22 protein-coding genes are annotated in these 20913 nt (G+C 45.8%); all 22 read left to right on the forward strand.

All coding sequences use genetic code 11. The annotated features are described in order from the left end of the window. Positions 1-15 precede the first annotated feature (15 nt). Entirely contained in the window at positions 16-1677 is a 1662-nt protein-coding gene (locus tag IID12_04580) for a methylmalonyl-CoA mutase family protein (protein MCH8288364.1), read from the forward strand. Between the two features lie 44 nt (positions 1678-1721). Then, positions 1722-2882 (forward strand): YbdK family carboxylate-amine ligase, encoded by a 1161-nt coding sequence (locus IID12_04585; GenBank protein MCH8288365.1) that lies wholly within the window; start codon positions 1722-1724, stop codon positions 2880-2882. Positions 2883-3001: 119 nt separating this feature from the next. Further along, positions 3002-3421 (forward strand): cytochrome c maturation protein CcmE, encoded by a 420-nt coding sequence (locus tag IID12_04590; protein ID MCH8288366.1) that lies wholly within the window; start codon positions 3002-3004, stop codon positions 3419-3421. Between the two features lie 43 nt (positions 3422-3464). Further along, positions 3465-4178, forward strand: a complete 714-nt coding sequence (locus IID12_04595; GenBank protein MCH8288367.1) for an ABC transporter ATP-binding protein — start codon at positions 3465-3467, stop codon at positions 4176-4178. After that, positions 4175-4852, forward strand: a complete 678-nt coding sequence (locus IID12_04600; protein MCH8288368.1) for a heme exporter protein CcmB — start codon at positions 4175-4177, stop codon at positions 4850-4852. The genes IID12_04595 and IID12_04600 overlap by 4 nt, the downstream gene beginning before the upstream one ends. 69 nt (positions 4853-4921) lie before the next feature. Further along, positions 4922-5542 carry a cytochrome c biogenesis protein CcsA gene (gene ccsA / locus IID12_04605; protein MCH8288369.1) on the forward strand — a complete coding sequence of 207 codons (621 nt, stop codon included), beginning with the start codon at positions 4922-4924 and terminating at the stop codon, positions 5540-5542. Between the two features lie 12 nt (positions 5543-5554). After that, positions 5555-5743, forward strand: coding sequence for a hypothetical protein (locus IID12_04610; GenBank protein ID MCH8288370.1), 189 nt, complete (start codon positions 5555-5557; stop codon positions 5741-5743). After that, a complete protein-coding gene (locus tag IID12_04615) occupies positions 5736-6806 on the forward strand; it encodes a hypothetical protein (GenBank protein MCH8288371.1) in 1071 nt (356 codons plus the stop codon). The genes IID12_04610 and IID12_04615 overlap by 8 nt, the downstream gene beginning before the upstream one ends. A gap of 3 nt (positions 6807-6809) precedes the next feature. Beyond that, positions 6810-7448 carry an MBL fold metallo-hydrolase gene (locus IID12_04620; protein ID MCH8288372.1) on the forward strand — a complete coding sequence of 213 codons (639 nt, stop codon included), beginning with the start codon at positions 6810-6812 and terminating at the stop codon, positions 7446-7448. After that, on the forward strand, positions 7445-7690 hold the full coding sequence (moaD, locus tag IID12_04625) for a molybdopterin converting factor subunit 1 (protein MCH8288373.1): 246 nt from the start codon (positions 7445-7447) through the stop codon (positions 7688-7690). The genes IID12_04620 and moaD overlap by 4 nt, the downstream gene beginning before the upstream one ends. A 21-nt stretch (positions 7691-7711) precedes the next feature. Continuing rightward, positions 7712-8146 (forward strand): molybdenum cofactor biosynthesis protein MoaE, encoded by a 435-nt coding sequence (locus IID12_04630; protein ID MCH8288374.1) that lies wholly within the window; start codon positions 7712-7714, stop codon positions 8144-8146. A 133-nt stretch (positions 8147-8279) separates the two neighbouring features. Further along, positions 8280-9686: a tRNA lysidine(34) synthetase TilS gene (tilS, locus tag IID12_04635; GenBank protein MCH8288375.1), complete on the forward strand. Its 1407-nt coding sequence runs from the start codon at positions 8280-8282 to the stop codon at positions 9684-9686. Next, positions 9686-10252 (forward strand): hypoxanthine phosphoribosyltransferase, encoded by a 567-nt coding sequence (gene hpt, locus IID12_04640; GenBank protein MCH8288376.1) that lies wholly within the window; start codon positions 9686-9688, stop codon positions 10250-10252. Before tilS ends, hpt begins: the two co-directional genes overlap by 1 nt. A 197-nt stretch (positions 10253-10449) precedes the next feature. Continuing rightward, entirely contained in the window at positions 10450-12387 is a 1938-nt protein-coding gene (gene ftsH, locus IID12_04645) for an ATP-dependent zinc metalloprotease FtsH (protein ID MCH8288377.1), read from the forward strand. Positions 12388-12447: 60 nt separating this feature from the next. After that, on the forward strand, positions 12448-13311 hold the full coding sequence (folP, locus tag IID12_04650; GenBank protein MCH8288378.1) for a dihydropteroate synthase: 864 nt from the start codon (positions 12448-12450) through the stop codon (positions 13309-13311). Position 13312: 1 nt separating this feature from the next. After that, positions 13313-14080 (forward strand): TIGR00159 family protein, encoded by a 768-nt coding sequence (locus IID12_04655; protein ID MCH8288379.1) that lies wholly within the window; start codon positions 13313-13315, stop codon positions 14078-14080. A gap of 11 nt (positions 14081-14091) precedes the next feature. After that, entirely contained in the window at positions 14092-14433 is a 342-nt protein-coding gene (locus tag IID12_04660) for a P-II family nitrogen regulator (protein ID MCH8288380.1), read from the forward strand. Between the two features lie 20 nt (positions 14434-14453). Continuing rightward, positions 14454-15872, forward strand: a complete 1419-nt coding sequence (gene glnA / locus IID12_04665; protein ID MCH8288381.1) for a type I glutamate--ammonia ligase — start codon at positions 14454-14456, stop codon at positions 15870-15872. Positions 15873-16017: 145 nt separating this feature from the next. Next, a protein-coding gene (prfB, locus tag IID12_04670) for a peptide chain release factor 2 (GenBank protein ID MCH8288382.1) occupies positions 16018-17122 on the forward strand; the annotation gives its coding sequence in 2 pieces (ribosomal slippage) (positions 16018-16086 and positions 16088-17122; 1104 coding nt in all). Between the two features lie 76 nt (positions 17123-17198). Then, positions 17199-18713: a lysine--tRNA ligase gene (gene lysS, locus IID12_04675; GenBank protein ID MCH8288383.1), complete on the forward strand. Its 1515-nt coding sequence runs from the start codon at positions 17199-17201 to the stop codon at positions 18711-18713. A 1-nt stretch (position 18714) separates the two neighbouring features. Further along, positions 18715-19941: an ABC transporter permease gene (locus IID12_04680; protein ID MCH8288384.1), complete on the forward strand. Its 1227-nt coding sequence runs from the start codon at positions 18715-18717 to the stop codon at positions 19939-19941. 1 nt (position 19942) lies between these two features. After that, positions 19943-20913: ABC transporter permease (locus IID12_04685; protein MCH8288385.1), on the forward strand; the 971-nt coding region annotated here is incomplete at its 3' end.

The following is a 20913-nucleotide window of genomic DNA, read 5'->3' on the forward strand; positions in this document are numbered from 1 at the left end:
TAAGATTGGCTGAGAATGAGCGATAAAAAGAAATTGTTTGAGGAAGCGAAGAAGAGATGGGAGGAGGCGTATCACGCATCGAATATGCGTGACGCTGATTTTGAGACTATGTCCGGTATACCTCTCGAGCCGCTCTACATTCCCGACGCTGATCCCGATGATGAGTATATGGAAAAGATAGGTTTTCCGGGTGAGTATCCCTATACCCGCGGCATCCACCCATCAATGTACCGCGGCAGGTTATGGACTATGCGTATGTTCGCCGGTTTCGGAACGGCAGAAGATACGAATGAGCGGTTCAAATTTCTTCTCGATAAAGGTCAAACAGGGCTTTCAATCGCATTCGATATGCCGACGCTGATGGGATATGATTCGAACGATCAGATTTCAAAGGGGGAAGTCGGGCGCTGCGGCGTTGCGATTTCGTCACTCGCGGATATGGAGGTGCTGTTTGACGGCATCCCGCTTGATGAGGTCAGCGTATCAATGACAATTAACGGTCCTGCCGTAGTGCTTCTCGCTTATTATATGGTGGTAGCGGAGAAACAGGGAGTGCCGTTCGAAAAACTTCGCGGGACTCTGCAAAACGACATCCTGAAAGAGTACATAGCGCAAAAAGAATACATATTTCCTCCCCGCCCGTCAATGAGGATAATCACCGATATGATGGAGTACTGCACCGAGCATATGCCGATGTATAATACTATCAGCATAAGCGGATACCATATTCGTGAAGCGGGTTCCACCGCAGCGCAAGAATTGGCGTTTACCATTGCAGACGGGTTTGCATACGTAGACGCGGCTTTGGAAAAAGGCATGGACATTGACGAATTTGCCCCTCGATTGAGCTTCTTCTTCAACTCTCACAGCGATTTTTTTGAGGAAATCGCGAAATTCAGGGCAGCCCGAAGAATCTGGGCTCGCCACATGAAGGAGAGATATGGAGCGGCAAATGAGCGCTCATGGCTCATGAGGTTTCACACGCAAACCGCGGGGGTAAGTCTGACAGCTCAGCAGCCTGAGCTCAACATCGCACGTGTCGCATTGCAGGCGCTTGCGGGTGTCATCGGCGGCAGTCAGAGCTTGCATACAAATTCTATGGACGAGACACTTGCTCTGCCATCGGCGAAGGCGGCTGAGATCGCTCTTCGGACACAGCAAATAATTGCGTATGAATCGGGAGTGGCTAACACGATCGATCCGTTGGCGGGATCGTATTTTATCGAGGCGCTTACCGACCGTCTCGAGCAGGAAGCGGAGAGTTATTTCGAGCGCATAAACCAGCTCGGAGGCGTAATCCCCGGGATAGAAGAGGGGTTCTTTCAGAAAGAGATAGCCCGTTCGGCGTACGAATTCCAGAAGAAACTCGAACTAAAACGGCGAATTATGGTCGGGGTAAATGAATTCGTGAACGAAGAGGAAGAACTGAAGATACCTTTACTTGAGATTTTAAACGAAATAGAGATCGAACAGAATCAATCCGTAGAGTCTCTCAAAGACGGAAGGGATGAAGATAGAACGAATTCTACGCTCTCGGCATTGTACGAAGCCTCATCGGGGGATGAAAACATTATGCCGCACATAATAGAAGCAGCACGGTCTTATGCGACGCTGGGAGAGACTATCAATACGTTGAAGAAAGCGATGGGGGTATACAAAGAGCCTGCAATCTTTTGATCTATCATTAAGTAGTTTTCTGTTTTAACCCGGCTCGAATCACTATGACACACAAATTCAAAGAGAAAATTCTTGATATTTACAGGCAGAACGAACCTCTTACAATCGGCATAGAAGAAGAATATCAGCTTTGCGATCCCGATACGGGTGACCTCGTTCAAATCGCTGATAAACTTATGGAAGCCGCCGACAGTGATCTGCGTAAGCAGTTTTCCTATGAGCTCCTGTTATCTGTTCTTGAATTGAGAACCGGTATTAGTCACAGCGTTGATGAAGCGGTTGATGCGATCGCGGAAATGCGCAGAAGAGCTGCCGAGGTAGCCTCAAATTTCGGAATCGTGCTCGGCGTGAGCGGCGCTCACCCGTTTGCCGACTGGCGTGAGCAAAGATTCGTCCAAACCGAAGATTACCAGTGGGTGAAAAACCAGCTGCAGTATCTCGCAAGGCGCAATATCACGTTTGCATTGCACGTACATATAGGTGTGGACGATCCGAACAAAGCGGTAAGAGCAAGTAACTGTCTGCGTAGATGGATACCGCCGTTGATGGCTATATCGGCAAATTCTCCCTTTTTTGACGGTGTCCGTACCGGAATGAAGTCAACCAGAACGGTGCAATTCGGCACATTCCCGCGTACCGGTCTTCCTCCTCATCTTGATGGTTTTGAGGAGTACGAGACTCTGGTAAATAAGATGATCGAGTCCGGAAGCATAACGAAACCCCGACAGATATGGTGGAAAGTTCGTCCGCACCTGACGTTCGGAACATTGGAGTTCAGGATGTTTGACGTCCACGCATCTCTTCGCAGAACGGGTGCGTTTATTGCATTAGCGCAAGCGCTTGTAGGCAGGATAGTGGATGATTTCGAGTGCGGGAAGCTCGAGGAGCCTTTGAACGATGTTTATCTGCTCGATGGATATTGGAAATCACGCAGGTTCGGACTTGACTGCGACATCATCTGTCCGTATGACGGAGAGATCAGGACGATGAGAGACGAGGTGAAAAAAATGCTTCGGTTCGCCGAACCCTTCGCAGAAAAACTCGGTACGATAGGCTGGTTCGACGAGATCGAGAGTATATTGGAGAACGGGAACGGGGCGGATGATACATTGGCGCTCTATGACGAGTTAAACGAAGACATGATCCAACTGCAAAAACGGCTAATAGATTCTGTCGAGTACGAATTGGAGGAAGAATACGCTTGATTCAAATTCCGGATATTACCGGTGAGACTCTGAGGAATTTGATTGACATAAGAGTGTCTCGATAGATATATTCAGTTCGATACGATGACGCAGATATTGAAGATTGAAAGGAGGGGAGCATGCCCAAGAAATTCGTAATCGGAATCTCGATAATAGTCCTCGGAATAGCATATTTTATTGTTTCGGGAGTAAGCGAGGGGACCGCATACTATGTAACGGTCGAAGAACTCACTCAAAATGGAGATAACTTTATAGGCGACCGCCTTCGGATGGGCGGAGTAGTGTTAGAAGGGTCGATTGAGATTGATATCCAAAAATTAGACGTGAATTTCAAGATACATCAAGATGAACACGTGGTAGACGTTTTCTATAACGGCATAACTCCGGATATGTTTCGAGACGGTTCTGATGTGATTCTTGAAGGTAGTTATACGAAAGAAGGAGTATTTCAAGCCGACGTTCTGATGGCTAAATGCCCGTCGAAGTACGAATCCGACGAATATCAAACAGAGGAACTTTCCGAAGACATAAAATCCTGAAGCAGAGATATATTTAATCAGCATTCACTGCTGCACTTATTAAATGAGTTATCTTAAAGTCCGGAATCTTACCAAATCTTTCGGACCTTTAAAAGCTATTGACGGAATAGATCTCGATCTCGAAAAAGGCAAGACCATCGCCATTTTCGGGGGAAACGGAGCCGGTAAAACAACTCTTGTAAAGATCATCTCCACTCTGATGCGTCCCTCATCGGGAACGGTACGGATAGGTGATGCAGAAGACGGAAGAAGCGCCGATTCCGTTCGCAGAATGATAGGTTTCATTTCGCATTCTCTTTTTCTTTATAAAGATCTGAACGCTGTTGAAAATCTTCGATACTTCGGCAGGCTTTATGGTGTTCAAGGTCTCGAAGACAGAATTTCGACGTTGCTCGAAGACTTCGGACTATTACCAAGGATGTACGATCCCGTGATGACCTATTCCAGGGGAATGCTCCAGCGGCTTGCTTTATCACGTGCACTGATTCACAATCCCGTGTTACTGCTTCTTGACGAACCCTTTACCGGACTTGACCGCTCTGCCGCGGCAACTCTAACCGAGTATATAGGGAGGCATAAGAGCGAAGGTGGAGCGACAATACTTGTTACTCATGATCTCGAAAATGGTTACAGCGTTGCCGACGAATTAGCCATATTGACTAATGGCAAATTGCTGTGGCAAAAAAAATCCCTTGATATACCTCTTGAGGAGTTCAAAAAAGTATATTCTGATTTAGTAAATGAAGGCGTGAAATGAGGCATCTATCACACTTATCGACTCTTTTGTGGAAGGACCTGCTTATCGAGGTGAAATCAAGAGAAACGATTATTTCAATGTTTCTCTTCTCATTATTAGTAATATTGATATTCAATTTCGCTTTTGCAGCGGACGCCGCGACTCTGAAGAAACTAAGTCCCGGATTGATTTGGATTACCTTCCTCTTTTTCGGCGTCCTCGGACTTAACCGCTCATTTACGCTCGAAAAAGAAAACGGGAGTTTGCAGGGAACGCTTCTTACACCGGTTGACAGGGGTGTAATTTACCTCGGGAAATTTCTCAGCAATCTGATCTTCGTACTATTCGTGGAGATCATAACTCTCCCCCTTTTTACACTGTTTCTCAACGTAAACCTGTTACAACATTTTGGCGACCTCTGGATAATATTGGTATTGGGGAGTATCGGATTTATATCTGTCGGTACGCTTTTCAGCGCGATAGCGGTAAACACAAAATTGAGAGAAGTGATGCTCCCTATCTTATTATATCCGGTAATTACCCCGGCTTTTATCGCGGCTGTCAAATGCACTTCTGCTATCTTGCGTGAACGACCGGTGGAGTCGTATTCAAACTGGTTAAGTATTCTAATTTTATATGACGTAGTGTTTTTAGTGACTTCTTTTCTTATATTCGAGTTTGTTGTTGAGGAATAAAAGGTAACGGGATTGAATAAAAAGGGAATCAACATAACCGATCTTACGGGTTTAGCCGCGCTATTGGCTATGTTTATTGCGCTGCTTCTCGTTTTTGCGTATGCTCCGATGGAGAAAACAATGGGAATGGCGCAGAAAATATTCTATTTCCACGTGCCTTCCGCATTCATGTCGTTTCTTTCATTTGCCGTTGTATTTGTTGCAAGTATTCTTTATCTGAAAAGCGGGGACGACAAGCATGACAGGATAGCATCGTCAGCGGCGGAAATCGGCGTCATCTTCTCGCTTTTAGTACTTCTGACCGGTCCCATATGGGCTCGCTCAGCCTGGGGTGTGTGGTGGACATGGGAACCCCGGTTGACCACAACACTGATACTTTTTCTAATTTTTGTCGGTTATCTGATGTTGAGAAGTTACGCGGCTGCCGGGGCGCAGATGAAAAAATATTCAGCAGTGGTAGGCATTATCGGTTTTCTCGATGTGCCTTTGGTGTACTGGTCGGTGTCATGGTGGGCTCCGGAAGTTACAAACCATCCGAGTGGATTGGAGCTTGAGCCGGCGATGAAATTTGTTCTAAATTTTTCTTTCGTCGCATTTATCATTCTATTTGTGTTTCTGCTCTTAAAAAGGATAGATCTCGAAAAAATCCGAGTTGAATTAGAATCGAAAAAGGAAGAATTCCTCAGATAAAGGAACCCCGGGATGGATTTACTAAAAAGTTTACCGTATGCGATCGCCGCGTACAGTGTTATAAGCATTGTGCTCACATTGTATATCGGGAGTCTGTTGATCAGGTCCTCGAACGCCATGCGGGAGATCGAGCGGCTCGAAAAACTGCCCGATTCGACAAAATCAGTGGATAATGAAAATGGAGATGATCTGATTGAGTAAAACCGTTATCCACATCGTTGGTACGGGTACTATCGGAGAGCCTCTGATAGGCATGTTTATCGACTTCAAAGAGAAGTTGGGCGTGGACGAGGTCACTTTCCACAAGAATACCGCACTCAGAGGTGACAGGTCTAAAGTGCAGGACCTTTTGAGAAGAGGGGCAAGATTAGCCGTGAACGAAGATGCTAAGAACGGATTTCTTGAATTAGGGATAAATCCTACGTACGAAACGGTAGAAGCGATTGATAACGCTACAGTCGTGATCGATTGTACGCCGAGAGGTATAGGGCATAAAAACAAATTGGATTACTACAGTAAATTTACTCATAACACAAAGGGTTTCATAGCTCAAGGCAGTGAGTTCGGGTTCGGAAAGCCATATGCGAGGGGAGTAAATGACGAAGCGCTGATTCCGGATGAGGATCAATTCATACAGGTTGTCAGTTGCAATACCCACAATATTTCTGCGTTGCTGAACACGGTGGCTTTTTCTAACAAGGATTATGACAATCTCGTCGAGGGTCAATTCGTCTGCATCAGGAGAGCTAACGACATTAGCCAGAATTCTAATTTTATTCCTGCTCCTGAGGTAGGAAAACACTCTGATGATAAATTTGGAACTCATCATGCACGGGACGCTGCGACTTTGTTCAAGACGATAGGCGTTGAGCCTAATATTTTTTCTTCGGCATTAAAAGTAAATTCACAATACATGCACATCGTCTATTTCGATATCAAATTGAAAGAAAAACTGACGCTCGAACGGTTGTATGAAAGGTTTGAGGCAAACCCGCTTGTGGCAATGACTCACAAGCTCAGTACGAGTACGGTATTTTCGTTTGGGAGGGACCACGGGCACTACGGCAGGATATTGAACGAGACAGTCGTTGTGAAACCTACACTCCACTTAAAAAATGAGCATGAAATTGTTGGTTACAGCTTTACTCCGCAGGACGGGAATTCGTTACTGAGCAGTATATCCGCTGCTTTGTGGCTGATAAACCCTGAAACGCAGCATGAAAATCTTCAATGTTTGCAGGATCTATTCTTTGAGGAAGTGTGAGGTATGGAACTCAGTAAGTTCGTATTAGGAGTTTACGAAGAAAACTCCTATCTGATATCGGACGAATCCACCGCTGAAGCGATAATTATTGATCCGGGTGAAAATCCGGCTCCAATTCTTGAGATGGTAAAATCACAAAACCTGAACGTGAAGTATATATTGAATACGCATGCTCACATCGATCATGTGCTGGGTGTCGAGGAGGTCAAACGCTCGACCGGAGCCCCATTTTATCTGAACAATGAAGACCTTCAACTGTTAGAAGGAATTCCGTCGCAGGCAAAAATGATAGGTTTAGACGGAGAATTTCCAGTTCCACAAGTTGATGGTGATCTCCTTGAAGGGGACGTATTTAAGGTGGGTTCCGTTAGTCTGAAAGTTCTTTCTACACCGGGTCATTCGCCGGGGAGCGTAACGTTCGTTACGGATGGAGCTGCTTTCGTAGGCGACGCGCTCTTTGCCGGAAGCGTCGGCAGAGTTGACCTTCCGGGAGGTTCGTGGGAGATATTGCAAGCCTCTCTGCTCGGAAAGATATGTAAACTCGATAGAGACACGAAGGTATATTCAGGTCATGGTCCCGACACCACAATCGGCGAGGAGATCGACTCGAACCCATTCCTTCGGGAGGGAGTGATCCTTTGAAGGTGAAACTGCTTTTATTTGCGTCGTTAAAGGACATAGCGGGTAGGAGAGACCTGGAGATGGAATTAGATGATGGATCAACCTTGCAGCAGGTAACGGAAAAACTCGCATCTCTTTACCCTGAGATCGGACGAATGCAGAATTCGGTAAGAATCGCGATAAATCAGGAATTCACGGATGAAAATATCTCTCTGAATAACGGAGACGAAATAGCCTTTTTACCGCCTATGAGCGGTGGTTAATTCGGGAGTGAAGAAAATTATTTGAAAGTTAAGATAACAAAAAAGATAATCGATGAGATCAAGGTAGTGAATTCGGTAAAAGAAATCGAGGCAGGAGCTGTGGTTACATTCCTCGGTACTGCCCGGAAGACCTCACGAAACCGCGATGTACTTTACCTTGAATATGATGCCTATCCCGAAATGGCGGAAAAAAAGATGATGTCGATCCTTCAAGAGCTTGACGAGAGATACGGCGTCACCAATGCCGCTTTCATTCACCGGATTGGAAGAGTCGAGTTAGGAGAAACCATCGTGGCAATCTCCGTGAGCGCACCGCACAGCAAGGAAGCGTTTGAAGCGAGCCGATATGCCGTCAAACGCCTGAAGTCGATAGTTCCGATATGGAAAAAGGAAGTATGGACAAACGGGGAGGAATGGATAGGTTACGAGGGGGAGCATTCGGAGTATCCCGGATAAGCAATTTTTTTGCAGTGACGAATCGATATCTTCTTAAAATTTATGCGTTTAAGTTGCGCGAAACCCATATTTAAGCTATCTTGTCGAGTAATACATTCATGAATGAGGATTCAAAACGTAACGACAGAGTTGTATGAGCAGGGTGAAAAATATAAAAAGGTTTCTGAATGAGTTCGAGGGATTCATAAGCGGGAATCGTCTTATTGTCGAAAACGACGAACTGCTGATTGCAGTTTCAGGAGGCTTGGATTCAGTTGTCTTATTGCGATTGCTGTTTGATTATTCGGCAAAAACCGGTATTGGGATTTCGGTAGTACATTTTCATCACCACTTAAGGGGAAAAGAAGCCGATAGGGATGCGTCATTTGTTGAAACGTTGTCCGCGGGATTAGGGGTTCCTTTTACGATGAAACATTTAAAAGTTAAGGAGGAAAGTCGGAAATCGGGGTCGTCAATTCAGGACGCGGCACATCAACTCAGGCGCAGGGAATTCGGGGAATTGGTCAGGGAATTCGGATACACAAAAATTGCCACGGCGCACCATAAGGACGATCAGCTCGAAACGCTGCTGATGCGGCTCATCACGGGTACCGGTCCCGAGGGAATGTCGGGTATTAGGGTTCGGGAGGGGAAATACATTCGCCCCCTGATGTTTGCAGATAAAAACCAATTGAAAGAATATGCAGAGGCGGCTGGTATTGAATGGGTGGAGGATAGCTCGAATAAAGAAAATTCTTATCTCAGAAACAAATTGAGAAACAAAGTTATTCCCGTCCTGAAAGAGATCAATCCTTCTGCTTCGGATGCAGCTGTACGAACGGCAGTTACTTTCGGTAAGATGATGGATGGTATTAACGGATTGGTGGATGCGGTTCTCAAGAGGGCTATCGTTTCTGAAAGCGAGTCGGAGATTACTCTTGCAATTTCGGGAATGACAGATTACTTTGATACGATAGGGTATTTTATTATAGATAAAGCTCTTAAACGAATTGAGAAGGAGCCGCCGACAGTCATAAACCGTCAGTTCGATGATCTATCGAAGCTATTTGAATCGGGTAAAACCGGGGCGGAAATATCTCTCTCAAAAGGATTCAGAATTTTGAAAGACAGAGATAACCTGATAATTTACAAGAGCTTATCCCAATCGGAAGAAGTTCCTATCGAAATCGGCGTTCCGGCTCATTACAACGATATGATCCTTGAAACCAGAATGAGTGATTGGAACAGCGGATCAAAACTTCCGAAGGGAGGTAATCACGAGGTAATCGATTTTAATTTGGTAAACGAACAAAAACTTATACTAAGCAAGTGGAGAGAAGGGGATAGGATCCATCCACTCGGATTGAAAGGGCATAAAAAAGTGAGCGATGTGCTGACCGAAGCAAAAATTCCTCTACACCGAAAACGGCGTTATCCGGTGCTTAGAAGCGGTGATGATATCCTATGGGTCTGTGGAATTCGCCTCAACGATAAGTATAAAGTCACTGATGGTACAAAAGAAGTACTCCACTTGAAGCTGATTGATATTAATTTGAACTGATGACCGAAGAGGAGTTAAATGAGCATTACGCGCGTTCAGAGAACCTCGAACTCGTGATAACAAAAGAGGAGATACAGAAGAAGATCGATGAACTCGCGGTCGAGTTGGAAAAGGATTACAAAACTAAAAATCCTATATTGATAGGAGTATTGAACGGCTCTTTTATATTTATGGCTGACCTTATAAGGAGGCTCGAACTCGACTGTGAAGTTGATTTCATCAAAATTTCGAGTTATGCTGATAGTACGAGAACAAGCGGTACGGTACGGCTGATAAAAGATATATCCGCCGATATAACCGGCAGGCATGTACTGATTGTCGAAGATATTGTGGATACGGGACTTACGGTAAGATTCTTGAAGAGAAGGATGGAAGAAAGCGGAACGAAATCGGTTGAATTTGTATCACTGCTCTTTAAGGAAACTGAGGCGAATGCAGGAGTGGATATTAAATATGTAGGATTTCACATACCGGATAGGTTTGTCGTAGGATATGGACTGGATTATGCACAAAGGCTTAGGAGACTTGAATCTATTTATGCCATGCGGGAACTTCCGCCGGTATAATTAGTGAATATAGAAGCAGTATGGATAATAATTATAAATTTGGTGACGAAATCGAGATGAACAGGGAAAAGGGCAAAAAGAAAAGACCCGTAAAAAAGATAAAATTGAGACCAAAGGAGCCTCAACCGGGCTCGGACAGTTCTGACGGGAATAACCAGGTGGGGAAAAAAGCCGCCCGTAATCTAATGCTCTGGTTGATGATTGCGGTAGGATTCATCATCTTGGCGCAAATATTAACATTTGACCAGAAATCAGAGACCGAAATAAGTTTCACCGAATTCAAAGCTCTTCTTTCTAAGGGGCGTGTAGAAAGCGCGACTATCATAGAGAACGAATTCCATGGTAATTTGTACAGTTCGGTAACAATCTGGAGACCTTCATCGAGGGGCATCGAAGGAGACTCTACCTCAGTGTTTATCGATGAAAAAATTAAGGTGATCCTTCCGACGAATTACGTTGACACAGAAGTTTTAGCGGAATGGGATGCAGTAGGTTTGAAGTATAATTTTCAGGTGAAATCGATGGACTGGGTGGGTTATTTACTCCAGATGAGTCCATGGATTTTGATTTTCGTTTTCTGGTTCATCCTGATGCGGAGAATGCAGGGAGGAGGACCAAAAGGGATATTCTCGTTTGGGAAGAGCCGTGCGAAAGTGGTTTCCGGTAAAGAACCGAAGATAACTTTCGATGACGTAGCCGGTGTGGTTGAAGCAAAGCAGGAGCTGATGGAGATTATCGGATTTTTAAAGGAACCGGAGAAGTTCAGTCGACTCGGAGGAAAAATTCCAAAAGGAGTATTGTTGACCGGACCTCCCGGAACCGGAAAAACCCTTCTTGCGAAAGCGGTTGCAGGTGAAGCGGAAGTCCCGTTTTTTAGTATTAGCGGGGCTGACTTCGTGGAAATGTTTGTCGGAGTGGGAGCTTCGAGGGTCAGGGACCTGTTTGAGCAGGGGAAGAAAAACGCACCTTGCATTATATTCATCGATGAGTTGGATGCTGTCGGAAGGACGAGAGGAGCCGGATTAGGCGGAGGTCATGATGAGAGGGAGCAGACGCTAAATCAGCTGCTCGTGGAGATGGATGGTTTTGAATCTAATGATGGGGTAATACTTCTCTCGGCAACGAACCGCGCGGACGTCCTGGACAGCGCATTGTTGCGTCCGGGAAGATTCGACAGACAGGTAGTGGTAGGGAATCCGGATGTGCTCGGCAGGGAAGGAATTCTTAAAGTTCACACAAAAGATGTTAAAATGGCGAAGGACATGGATTTATCCATACTTGCTAAAGGTACTCCCGGACTCTCAGGAGCTGATTTAGCGAACCTCGTAAACGAAGCTGCTCTGCTTGCGGCAAGTAAAAATAAAAAGTCTGTAGAATTAGATGATTTTGAGGAAGCCAAGGACAAGGTCATGATGGGAGTGGCGAGGAAGAGTATGATAATCAGTGATGCGGAGAAAAAGGTCACTGCCTATCACGAGGCAGGTCATGCCCTTGTAGCGAGGTCAATTCCTGAGGCGGACCCCATACATAAGGTAACTATAATACCAAGAGGAGGAACTCTCGGTACCACACACCAATTGCCTATGGATGAGAGATATAATTATTCGCGCAGTTTGGTAAATGCGCAGCTGGCGATTTTACTCGGAGGCAGATCGGCAGAAAAGATAGTGTTTGACGAGTACACTACCGGCGCAGGGAACGACCTTGAAAGAGCAACGGAACTCTCCAGAAAAATGGTTTGTGAGTGGGGTATGAGCGAAAAACTGGGACCTTTGACATTCGGTAAAAAAGCAGAAGAGATTTTTCTCGGTAGACAAATTTCACAGCATCGGGACTACAGCGAAAATACAGCACGGATAATAGACGAAGAAGTTCAAAAAATAATTCTGGCTGCCGAGGAGAGAGCGACTAACCTCCTTAAAAAGAAAAAATCCACGTTAAAGCGAATTGCGGATGCGCTTCTTGAAAAAGAAATTATCAATGGCGCAGAATTGGACGCTCTAATAGCGGGTAAAAAAATCTCTCCATCTAACGGTAGGAACGGCAGGCGGAAAAGGAAGACGAACGGCGGAAATAACAGCGCCTCTAAATTAAAGGGCAACAACAGCCCTGTTCGAAAGAAAAATGCAAAGTAGGAAAAGAGAAAGTAAAATTTAATATGGATATATTAGCGGATAGGGGCTGAAGATTTGACAATGAAGAAGGTACATCCACTTGCGGTTCAAGCGGGTGATTACCTTCTCGAGTTTAACGGGCGCACGCATCTGATGGGGATTCTCAACGTGACGCCCGATTCGTTTTCCGACGGCGGAATGTTTTTCGATAAAAAGACAGCTGTCGAGCACGGCATCAGGCTCGCCGGCGAAGGCGCCGATATCATAGACGTAGGCGGGGAGTCGACAAGACCGAGGGCAGAACCGGTTCCGCTCGAAGAAGAATTAGAGAGGGTGATTCCCGTTATCCGTGAATTAGCGGGGGAAGTCGACGTCCCGATCTCAATCGATACGTATAAATCGGAAGTGGCAAAAGAGGCAATAGATGCGGGAGCTTCGATTATTAATGACATAAGCGGACTGCGGTTTGACGATCGAATGGCAGGCCTTGCCGCGGAAACCGGCGTTGCTTTAGTCGTTATGCACATTAAGGGTACTCCCCGTGACATGCAGGTAGATCCTCACTACGATGACTTACTAAAAGAAATCGGCGATTATCTCTCCCGTTCGATTGAAATTGCCGTCGAAGCAGGAGTAAAAAAGGAAAATGTCATTATTGATCCGGGGATAGGTTTCGGCAAACGAATAGAAGACAATTTTATATTGATCAAAAACCTTGAATATTTTAGAGCTCTCGGGCAGCCGCTGCTTATCGGTCCCTCGAGAAAATCATTTTTGTGGAAGACGCTCAACGTCTCGACCGATGAAACACTTGAAGCGACAGCAGCGGCAACAGCAGCGAGCGTTCTGTCCGGCGCTGATCTGATTCGCGCTCACGACGTGAAAGAAATATCCAAAGCCATTAAGATCGCTGATCTGATAGCAGCCGCACCGGAGATGAACTGAGATGGAGCTCTTCAAGATAGGATTTCTATCGGTTACTATTGTCGATGTGCTGGATGTTCTGGTGGTAGCATTTATTTTCTATAAACTTTATCAGGCTCTCAGCGGCACGCGGGCGGCACAGATGATGGTCGGGTTAGCCGGCATTCTCATGGTATCTGTTATCGTGCAATTCCTTAATATGAGCGGAATGGCGTGGCTGATAGAAAGCATCAGAACCGTTTGGGTTATAGCGTTTGTTATTCTCTTCCAACCGGAGCTGAGGCGAATATTGCTGGCTCTCGGTCAGAGCAGACTCGCCCGAAAGCTCTTTCAGGTCGAAGGACTAAGGGCGATAGACACTGTCATTGAGACCGTCTTCGAGCTGTCTAAGAAGCGCTATGGGGGACTCATCGTCATACAACGGGACGCCGGCTTGAAGTCGATAATTGAAAAAGGAGTTCGGCTCAACGCACGCGCTACCTCGGAATTGCTCGTCTCGATATTCAATCCGCAATCTCCTCTGCATGACGGGGCGGTAGTTATATTGGGCGAAACTATCGAAGCGGCGAAGTGTATTCTGCCTTTATCGGATAATCCGACCATTGACAGGAGAATGGGTACGCGTCACTTAGCGGCATTGGGTCTCTCCGAAGAATCTGATGCGGTTGTTGTTGTGGTATCGGAGGAGACAGGGAGAGTCGCTTTGGCTCACAAGAGCGTGTTTCAGAGAGGTCTCGATGAAATCGCCTTGAGAGGGCTCCTCAATAAGCTGTTGCTACCGTCGTCCTAATTGGGAGATATTTGAAAAAACTCGAAGCGATAATAAAACCATTTAAACTCGATGAAGTAAAAGAAGCGCTGATAGAGATCGGTGTAAAGGGTATGACGGTTTCCGAAGTGAAGGGATATGGGCGGCAAAAGGGACAGTCGGAACTTTACAGGGGAAGGGAATACCACATCGATTTCTTACCAAAGGTGAAAATTGAGGTGGTAGTAAGCGATGACAAGGTAGATGAAACGGTTCGTAAGATATTGATGGTCGCTAAAACAGGACAGATAGGAGACGGCAAGCTCTTCATCACCAACGTAGAAGATGCGATCAGGATTCGCACAGAGGAATCGGGCGACAACGCCCTGAACTAATAATAATAGGAGATAGTTAAATGGCAGATAGCCGCGCGGATGTTTACAAGTTAGCTAAAGAAACGGGCGCAAAGGCGGTAGACCTGAAGTTTATAGATTTTCCGGGTTTATGGCAGCATTTCACCATACCAATAGGACACTTAGGTGACGAAATGTTTGATGAAGGCTTGGGGTTCGACGGTTCGAGCATAAGAGGATGGCAGACAATAAATGAATCGGATATGATCGTCATTCCGGATCCGTCAACCGCAATAATCGATCCTTTTATAAACCCGACTACAATAAGCATTGTGTGTGACGTGCATGATCCGATCACAAAAGAGAGATACAGCCGTTGCCCGCGTTTTATAGCGCAAAAAGCCGAAAACTATCTAAAATCTTCAGGCATAGCGGACATAGCCTATATCGGACCGGAGGCAGAATTTTTTATCTTCGACGATGTAAGATTTGATCAAAACGAAAACTCAAGTTTTTATGTGGTGGATTCGAAAGAGGGACGCTGGAACTCCGGCAGTGATGAAGAGCCGAACCTCGGTTATAAGCCGAGATACAAAGAGGGGTATTTTCCGGTTCCTCCGGCCGATTCTATGGTTGATCTTCGGAATGAAATGATGCTGACAATGATCGAATGTGGACTCGAAGTCGAAGCTCACCATCATGAAGTCGCTACCGGCGGGCAATCTGAAATAGATTTAAAGTACGATTCACTGTTAAAAATGGCGGATGGTGTTCTTCTGTTCAAATATATCGTCAAGAACGCGGCAAAAAAATATAACAAGACGGTAACTTTTATGCCAAAACCTCTGTTCGCCGACAACGGCTCAGGGATGCACATCCACATTAGTCTCTGGAAAGGGGATGAAAATCTTTTTGCAGGTACGGAGTATGCCGGATTAAGCGAAGCCGGGATGCATTTTATCGGCGGACTATTAAAACACGGACCGGCGATAGTAGCGTTTACGAATCCGACCACGAACTCCTTCAAGAGGCTGGTTCCCGGTTTTGAGGCTCCGGTCAACCTCGCATACTCCCAGCGAAACCGCAGCGCCGTGGTGCGTATACCGATGTATTCCTCAGACCCCAAGACGAAACGAGTCGAATTCAGAGTGCCCGACCCATCCTGCAATCCGTATTTGGCATTTAGCGCAATCTTGATGGCTGGACTGGACGGCATAATGAACAAGATCGATCCGGGAGAACCACTCGACAAAAACATATACGACCTTGAACCTGAAGAACTCAAGAAGGTTCCCGGTACTCCCGGAACGCTTGAGGAAGCGTTAAACGCTCTGAAGGACGATCATGAATTCCTTCTTAAAGGAGACGTGATGACGGAGGACGTCCTGAATACATGGATAGACTATAAGATGGAGAACGAAGTCAATCAGATGCGAATGAGACCTCATCCGTATGAGTTTTCTCTGTATTACGACGTGTAGCAAAGTATCGAAAATTCAGTGAGATACCGGTTCAACTAATATTCAACCGGCATGGCTGTATCAGCGATGGAAATGCACAGCCAGATGTTGACATGCTCCTACATTATATCTAAGTTAACCGTTCAACATAATTTTTAGGAATCGAATGCAGGATATAGATAAAGAAAAAGCGAATCAGCTGAATCAGCGATTAAAAGAACTCAGGGGGTATCTTTGAAATATCCACTAAAAAGAATAAATTAGAAGAGCTGAGGGATAAGACTGTTCAATCTGATTTCTGGAATAACGGCGATAAAGCTCAATCCGTCCTAAAAAAAATATCACTCCTCGAAAAATCTATTAAATCAGTCGAAATCGCCGACCGGTTAAATGATGACGTTAAGACCCTTATCGAGCTGACAGGCGAAGCCGGAGGGGATGAATTAACCGCCGAGTTCAAAGAGGTTCTCGGTGAATTGGAGAAGAGTGTTGATGATCTGGAGTTCAAGAGGATGCTCGGGGGAAAAGAAGATTCGAATGACGCAATCCTCTCCATAAATCCGGGTGCGGGCGGTACGGAATCTCAGGATTGGGCAGCGATGCTCTTGAGAATGTACGAACGATGGGCTGCCGACAGCGGTTTTGAATCTACCGTACTCGATTTTCAGCCGGGAGATGAAGCGGGAATCAAATCGGTAACATTAGAAATGAAAGGTGACTATGCCTACGGTTATCTCAAAGCCGAAGCCGGTGTGCATCGACTCGTCAGGCTATCTCCGTTCGACTCTGCCAACAGGAGGCACACGTCGTTCGCTTCGGTTTTCGTTTATCCGGAGGTGGATGAGGAGATTGAGATCGAGATCGACCCGGCAGACCTGAGAATAGATACATACAGGGCAAGCGGCGCCGGAGGACAGCATGTCAACAAAACGGATTCGGCTATAAGGATCACGCACATTCCTACCGGTATCGTTGTTCAGTGTCAAAATGAACGGTCGCAGCATAAAAATAAGGCGACCGCCATGAAGATGTTAAAAGCCAAATTGTACACGCTCCGTCTGGAAGAACAGCAGAGTAAAAAGAAGGAGATCGAATCTACCAAGCAGGAGATAGGTTTCGGAAGCCAGATACGGTCATACGTGTTTCACCCATATAATATGGTTAAAGACCACAGAACCGGCACCGAAACGGGAAACGTTCAGGCGGTTATGGACGGCAAGATAGATGAATTTATTAAATCGTACCTGTTAAGCAAGGCAGGGAAGAATTGATATTGCGGCGCAGGGACAATCCCCCGATTTCATCAGGGTAAACGTGGATTGTACGAACATATTCAACGGGAGGTAATTGGCGGAAGAGAGCAAACATAAGACACTCGAGCAGCTCAAAGAGACGCGCAGGGAAAAATTAAACGCGCTTCGCAAGCTGGGAGTCAATCCCTATCCCTATAAGTTCGACGTCACGCACAAAGTAAGCGATCTGTTCTCGAATTTCGAAAAGCTGGGCAAATCAGAAGAAAACGTCTCCATAGCAGGCAGGTTGACGTCGATCCGCGGAATGGGAAAAGTGTCATTTGCGCACTTGCAGGACCAAACAGGAAAGATACAGATACATCTGAGAAAAGACGAGATAGGGGATGACGGTTATGATCTCTATAAGCTTTTGGACATCGGAGATTACGTGGGAATATCCGGTCATCTGTTCGTTACAAAGACCGGCGAACAAACTGTATGGGTAAAAAATCTCGACATTTTATCGAAATCGATCCGTCCGCTTCCGATTATTAAATCGAAAGATGAAGACGGTGAGACAAAGGTATTTCATGAATTCACGGATAAAGAACAGAGATACAGACAGCGCTATGCCGACCTTGCGGTTCATCCGGAAGTGCGGGAAATTTTCGTAAAGCGGACGAAAATCGTTACAGCGATGCGGAATTTTCTTGATGCCGCCGGCTGCATGGAGGTTGACACTCCGGTATTACAACCGATGTACGGCGGAGCGATGGCGGAACCGTTCATTACGCACCATAATGCGCTGGGCACTGATCTTTATCTTCGAATAGCCGACGAGTTGTACTTGAAGAGACTCCTTGTCGGCGGGTTCGAGAGAGTGTACGAATTCTCGCGCGATTTCAGGAACGAAGGCATGGACAGGTCTCACAATCCTGAATTTACCATGCTCGAATTGTACGTCGCTTACTGGGATTATACGGATATGAAAAAGTTCGTCGAAGATATGATCTCAACTATTGCGATGGAGGTAAACGGGACTACCGAGGTGACGTACAGAGGGGTTACGATAGATCTGAAACCACCCTGGAAAGAGCTGGCTTATTATGAGGCTCTTAAGGAATACGGCGGTATTGACCTTTACGGCGCTTCCAAAAAAGAGATAATTAAGGCGATTGATAAAAAAGATGTGGATGTAGACAGAACATTGCCTGACGGCAAATTACTTGATAAGTATTTCGACTCTGTTGTTGAACCCAACCTTGACGGTCCGATATTCATAAAGGATTACCCGCTTGTACTTTCGCCGTTAGCCAAAAAGCATAGAGACGATCCCAATTTGGTTGAACGATTCGAACCGTTCCTTTTTGGAATGGAAATCGGAAATGCGTTTAGTGAACTGAACGATCCGATAGACCAGCGCGAACGTTTCGAGATGCAGGCGGTTGCCAGGGCTGAAGGGGATGCAGAAGCGCAGCATCTCGACGAAGATTACATTCGCGCCATGGAATACGGCATGCCTCCCAACTCGGGTCTCGGAATAGGAATCGAACGCCTTGTAATGATCCTAACCGATTCACCATCCATTAAGGACGTCATTTTATTTCCATTGATGAAACCGGAAGAATAAATTGCCGGTAGAACTCTTTATCGCCCGGCGGCATCTTCTTTCTCATAAAAAAGTAGGATTTATTTCGTTCATTTCGGTTCTAAGCATCGCGGGAGTCGCCATCGGAGTAGCGTCCCTCATATTGACTTTATCAATAGTAGAGGGGTTTGAAACAGAGATCAAAGATAAGATCATCGGGTTCGATTCCCATATCAGGGTCAGGCAGTACCACTTCAATCCGATGAGCGAATATGAAGATATCGGAAGGCAAATCGAGAGCGTGAAAGGGGTCCGGGATGTTTATCCTTACATCCTAAAAGAAGCCGTTATTCGCTCCAGAGAAGAGATTGACGGGATTTTAGTCGAGGGAGTTACGGAAAATGATGAAACGTTTCGGAAGCAGTCGGGGCTGAAGTCATTTGGCGATTCTTTCTCACTTGATAAGGAGGGGAGTGATTTATCTCCTATAATTTTGGGATCAAAACTTGCATCCGGATTAAAGGTAGCAGTTGGCGACACCGTTACGGTGATGGTTTTCAACGGCGTACCGGGTCCCTTTAATACTCCGTTTGCGAGGCAATTTGAGATATTAGGAACATTTCAAACGGGCATGGCGGAATTCGATGGTGTATTCGTTTATATCCCGTTATACGCAGCCCAGGAATTGTTCCGTATGAGCTCCTCTGTTACGGGTATAAAAGTGTTTGTCGATGATTCCCGGGATGCCGGAGTGATATCTGCGGCGATAGAAGAAAAATTAGGCGGTTATCCCTTCTTCCCGTTGACATGGGAAGAACGTCACAAAAACCTATTCAAATGGCTGGACACTCAACGTTTGCCTATGCTTTTCGTATTCGGTCTGATCGCACTGGTAGCGCTGTTCAATATTACGAGTACGCTCGCTATGATCGTAATCGATAAAACCCACGACATAGGTGTTTTAAAGGCAATAGGGTTTAAAACCAATCGTGTGCTACGGATATTCCTTGCAGAGGGAGGATTGATCGGCGGCGTCGGGGCATTGATCGGGATGATTCTTGCTTACGGGTTAGGAGTGTTACAGCAAAACGAAAATATTATCGCCCTTCCGCCCGACGTGTATTTCATGAACGCTCTCCCCGTACTGATGCAGCCCGAATTCTTCCTCGTAATCGGAGCCGGAGCGCTGGCGCTCAGTCTGGCTGCAACCGCTTATCCGGCTTTGAAGGCAGCGCGATTGATGCCTGCTGATACCTTGAGGGATGAATAAGATGGCGGGAGAGTTTTTTATTGCCAGGAAATATTTTTTCTCGAAAAAACGAGTTGGAATGATCTCAGTTACTGCATTGATCTCGATTGGCGGATTTGCCGTAGGTGTTTGGGCAATGATAACGGCGCTTTCCGTTCTCGGAGGTTTTGAGAGGGAAGTGAGAGCGAAAATATTGAACTTCGACTCTCACATCAAAGTCGAGAAAGAAGTAGGTAAAGGATTAGAGGAGTGGGAAACCTTACAGCAAGAATTAAACAGAGTTGCCGAGCCGATGGCGATTGCCCCTTACGTCTCGGGAAAGGGGATCATCAATCACAGGGATAAACAAAGTATCGTAATTATTAAGGGTACGGTTGAGTCCGGGTTGAAGAATGTAACAAACATAAGCTCGAGCATAGTAGAAGGTGATATAAATATCGAGACGGAAGCATCTGACGGTATTGTTATAGGTCGGAATCTTTCCGAGCGGTTGTTGGCGGGCATAGGTGATACAGTGACTGTGATCAATCCGTTGTCGATGAGATCCATATTCAGCGTTCCCGTCGTGGAACGGTTCGTAGTCATCGGGATATTTTCTGCCAACATATTCAATTATGATGATGTGTACACGTATGTATATTACAAAAATGCTCAGAGATTATTGGGGATGGGCGAAAAGGTAACCGGTATAGAGATGAGCTTTGAGAGATTTGAGGACTCGTTTGAAGCCGCCGACTTGCTCAGATCAAGCAATATAAAGGACGTTAGAATAATGACATGGTTCGAGTTACACAGAGACCTGCTCGGAGCGATGAAATTAGAAAAGATGGGAGCATTTGCCGTATTGAGTTTGATAATTATAGTGGCTGCTTTTAACATAGTCAGTTCGTTGATTATGATGGTCATGGATAAGCGGAAAGAGATAGGGATCCTGAAAGCGATCGGCGCAAAAGACAGCAGCATCGCGAAAATATTCACTCTCACCGGACTCTT

It is taken from the genome of Candidatus Neomarinimicrobiota bacterium (assembly GCA_022567655.1).
Lineage (GTDB): Bacteria > Fidelibacterota > SORT01 > SORT01 > SORT01 > JADFGO01.